This is a genomic window from Nonomuraea mesophila (assembly GCF_004352805.1).
In the GTDB taxonomy this organism is placed as follows: domain Bacteria; phylum Actinomycetota; class Actinomycetes; order Streptosporangiales; family Streptosporangiaceae; genus Nonomuraea; species Nonomuraea longispora.
The window spans coordinates 1-3,674 of sequence record NZ_SMLD01000331.1 but is presented as its reverse complement, the minus strand read 5'-3'; the positions used below and the strand labels follow the sequence as shown (position 1 = coordinate 3,674).

Sequence of the window (3,674 nt, the reverse complement as noted above, 5' to 3'; positions counted from 1 at the left end):
GGTCCTGTCCGGGCGGCTGTACGGCGGCGCCGCCGGATGGGCCGGGCAGATCGGGCACATCCCGGTACACCCTGGCGGAGCGGCCTGCGGGTGCGGGCAGCGGGGCTGCCTGGCGGCGTACGCGTCGGGCGGCGCGGTCGCGGCCCGGTACGGCGCCGCCGGTGCCGAGGAGGTGGTGCGGTGGGCGCGCGAGGGGGACCCGGCGGCCGGGAGGGTGTGGGACGCGGCCGTGGAGGCGCTCGCCCTGGCGCTGGCCACGTACACGCGGCTGCTCGATCCCGCGGCCGTCGTCATCGGCGGTGGGGTCTCGCACGCGGGAGACGCCCTGATCGTCCCCCTCCGGACTCGCCTGGCAGCCCTCCTGTCCCCGCACCCGCCGGGACGGAAGGCGCCGGAGGTCAGGGCGTCGGCGCTCGGGGCGCGGGCGGGCCTGCTGGGCGCGGGCCTGCTCGGCTGGCGTGCGGCCGGCTCAGCGGGCTCGGGCGGCTCGGGTGGCTCAGGCGGCTTGGCGGGCTCGGGCGGCTTGGCGGGCTCGGCGGCCTCAGCCGGCTCAGCCGAGGAGCGCCGCGGGGACGTGCACGTGCCGGGCGCGTAGCTCCTCACCCAGCGCCTTGGCCTGCGGGTCCATGCGCGGGCTCGCCGCCACGCCCCGGCCCAGCAGCCCGTGGACGACGAAGTTGAGCGCCTTGAGATTGGGCAGCTCGTACCGGTCGACGCGGTACGGGGCCAGGTGCGGCAGCAGCCGCTTGAGCCGGTCGGGCGTCAAGGTGCCGGCCAGCCACGCGTAGCGCTCCCGCGTGCTCGTCCAGACCCCCAGGTTGGCGTTGCCGCCCTTGTCGCCGGAACGCGCGCCCACGACCCGCCCCAACGGCATCCACACGGTCTCCTCCCCGCCTTCGTCGTCGGTGCGAGCCGACCTCTCGGCAGGCGGCGACGTGAGCGGGGGCTCAGGGTCAGGGAGGGCCGTCGCCGGCTCGCCGGGGGCCGGGGCGGCGGGGACGGGGATCTGCGTGCCGTCCAGGAAGGCCTGAGGGCGTACCTCCGCGGCCGGGACCAGGACCGGCCAGTAGATCCCGTACGGTGAGGAGTTTCCGGGCGGGGTGAGGCCGTAGAAGCCCGGATAGCTGGCCAGCCCCGTCTCCACCACGGCAGCGGAGAAGGCGCGGCCCGCCGCGCGTTCGTCGGCGTCCATGACCGTGATCCGCAGCAGGCCGGACTCTGTGAGCGTCACGTCCACCGCGTCGAACGACTCGCGCGGGATGCGCGCCCAGACGGCCTCCTCCGCCACCCGGGCCTTGGCCTCCAGGTCGAGGCCCGTGAGCACGAGGGTCATGGTGTTGCGGTAGCCGCCCAGGTAGTTGACGGCGACCTTGAGCGTGCCGGGAGGCGGCTCGCCCCGGACGCCGGAGACCAGCACCCGGTCGGGCCCGTCGTCGGCGAGCGTGATCGTGTCGAACCTGGCCACCACGTCGGGGCCGAGGTAGCGGGGGCCGCCCAGCTCGTACACCAGCTGGGCGGTGACCGTACCGACCGAGACCAGGCCGCCCGTGCCGGGATGCTTGGTGATCACGGCGGATCCGTCCGGGCGCAGCTCCGCGAGCGGGAAGCCGCAGTGGGCCAGATCGGGCACGTCCTGGAAGAACGCGTAGTTGCCGCCCGTGGCCTGGCAGCCGCACTCGATGATGTGCCCCGCGACCACCGAGCCCGCCAGCGGGTCGAGGTCGCCGGGACCCCAGCCGTACCGCCAGATGCCCGGCCCCGTCACCAGCGCGGCGTCCGTGACGCGGCCGGTCACCACGACGTCCGCGCCCGCCGACAGGGCGGCGGCGATCGGGCGGCCGCCCAGGTAGGCGTTGGCGGTGAGCGGGGTGGCGTCGAGGCGTTCGCCGGTGTCGGCGTTGACCAGGTCGAGGTTCCTGCCGGTGAGGTCGTCGCCGGTGACGTGCGCGACCGCGGGGGACAGGCCGAGCCGCGCGGCCAGCTCGTGCACGGCCTCCGCGCACCCGGCCGGATCGAGGCCGCCCGCGTTCGCCACGATCTTGATGCCCCGGTCGAGGCAGGGGCCGAGGACGTCCTCCAGCTGCCGCAGGAAGGTCGGCGCGTAGCCGGGGCGGCCCTTGAGCCGGTTGCCGGCCAGGATCAGCATGGTGAGCTCGGCCAGCCAGTCACCGGTCAGCACGTCGATCGGCCCGCCCTCGACCATCTCCCTGGCCGCGGAGAGCCGGTCGCCGTAGAAGCCGCTGCAGTTGGCGACGCGCAGGGTCATCGCGTGGCCCACGCGGGCGGGCGCTTGTCCATGTACGCGGCGATGCCCTCCTGACCCTCCTCCGAGGTGAACCGCTCGGCGGACAGCGCGGTCATCTCCCGCAACCCGTCCGTGAACGACATCGCCGGCACCTGCCTGACCAGCTGCTTGGTGATGGCCAGCGCCTCGGGAGCGCCCTTGATCAGCAGGTCGGCGTAGTGGGCGACCGCCGCGTCCAGCTCCTCCTCGGGCACGGCCCTGGAGATCAGCCCGATCTCCGCGGCCCTCGCGGCGTCGAAGACCTCGCCGGTCAGGAAGTATTCGGCCGCGGCCCTGGGGTCGAGCCTGCGCAGCACCGGCACCGAGATCATCGCCGGCACCACGCCGAGGCGTACCTCCGTGAACGCGAACGACGCCGAGAGCGGCGCGACCGCGAAGTCGCACGCCGCGACCAGCCCCAGGCCGCCCGCCCGCGCGGTGCCGTTGAGCCGGCACACCACCGGCTTGGGGCTCTCCCAGATGAGCGAGAGGATCTCCGGGAACGACGCCGTCACCGGCGCGCCGGGCTTGCCGTCCGCCGCGCGCTGCTCCTTGATGTCGGCTCCCGAACAGAACACCCTGCCCGTCGCCGTCAGCACGATCACCCTGGCCGCCGGCTCGGCCAGCGCCCGGTCGAGCCGCTCCTTCAACTCGCCGAGCAGGCGTATGGAAAGGGCGTTGCGGTTGGGCGGCGAGTCCAGCGTGATGGTCGCGACGCCCGCGGCCAGGTCCTGGTGGACCAGGGTCATGTGCTCTCCTCCTGGATGATCGCCAGCACGGCTCCCGCCTCGACCTGCCGGCCTTTCTCTACGTGTACGCCGGACACCACGCCGGCGGCGGGAGCGGTGACCCGGTGCTCCATCTTCATGGCTTCGAGCACCAGCACCGCCTGCCCCTTGGCGACCCGGTCGCCGGCCGCCACCTCGACGCGCAGCACGGTACCCGGCATGAGGGCCAGCAGGGACCCCGGGGCGACGTGCTCCACCGGCTCGGGCAGCCGGGGGAGCGGGGTCAGCACGGCGCAGCCGCCCGCGTGGTCGACGTAGACCTTCGGGTCGCCGTCGTACCGGGCGATGTCGAAGGTGTGGCGGACGCCGCCGTGTTCGAGGACGACGGTGTCCGGGCCGGCGCCGAGCACGGTGATGGGGTCCGGCAGCGGGTCGTACACGACGTCGGCCTCGGCGAAGCGGGCGCGGCGTGGCTGGGAGCGTACGTTGCGCCACCCGGCGGGCAGGCCGGCCAGCACGCGCGCGTCACGCCGGTTGGCGGCGGCCAGGGCGAGCGCGGCGGCCAGCGCAGCCAACCGGTGTCCCGCCTCCGCCACCGCCCCGGCCGCGACCCCGCCAGCCGTCCCAGCGGTCGTTCCGGGTGGCGGGGCGGGGGATGGGTG

Annotated in this window: 4 protein-coding genes; 1 reads left to right on the top strand and 3 read right to left on the bottom strand. The window is 75.0% G+C overall.

Features of this window, described 5'->3' with window-relative positions:
* The coding region (locus tag E1295_RS47555) for an ROK family protein (protein WP_132641913.1) at window positions 1-595 on the top strand (595 nt) is incomplete at its 5' end.
* Here the strand turns inward: E1295_RS47555 and E1295_RS47550 are convergent.
* The 3 genes from E1295_RS47550 to E1295_RS47540 all read right to left on the bottom strand — a co-directional run.
* On the bottom strand, window positions 551-2,266 hold the full coding sequence (locus tag E1295_RS47550) for an acyclic terpene utilization AtuA family protein (RefSeq protein ID WP_132641911.1): 1,716 nt from the start codon (window positions 2,264-2,266) through the stop codon (window positions 551-553). The genes E1295_RS47555 and E1295_RS47550 overlap by 45 nt on opposite strands.
* Window positions 2,263-3,033 (bottom strand): enoyl-CoA hydratase-related protein, encoded by a 771-nt coding sequence (locus tag E1295_RS47545; protein ID WP_132641909.1) that lies wholly within the window; start codon window positions 3,031-3,033, stop codon window positions 2,263-2,265. The genes E1295_RS47550 and E1295_RS47545 overlap by 4 nt, the downstream gene beginning before the upstream one ends.
* Window positions 3,030-3,674: acyl-CoA carboxylase biotin carboxyl carrier protein subunit (locus E1295_RS47540; RefSeq protein ID WP_132641907.1), on the bottom strand; the 645-nt coding region annotated here is incomplete at its 5' end. The genes E1295_RS47545 and E1295_RS47540, both read right to left, overlap by 4 nt.

Bases quoted from the DNA above. Each gene is read 5' to 3' on its own strand.
- E1295_RS47550 (WP_132641911.1), bottom strand. From the start codon at position 2,266: ATGACCCTGCGCGTCGCCAACTGCAGCGGCTTCTACGGCGACCGGCTC.
- E1295_RS47545 (WP_132641909.1), bottom strand. From the start codon at position 3,033: ATGACCCTGGTCCACCAGGACCTGGCCGCGGGCGTCGCGACCATCACG.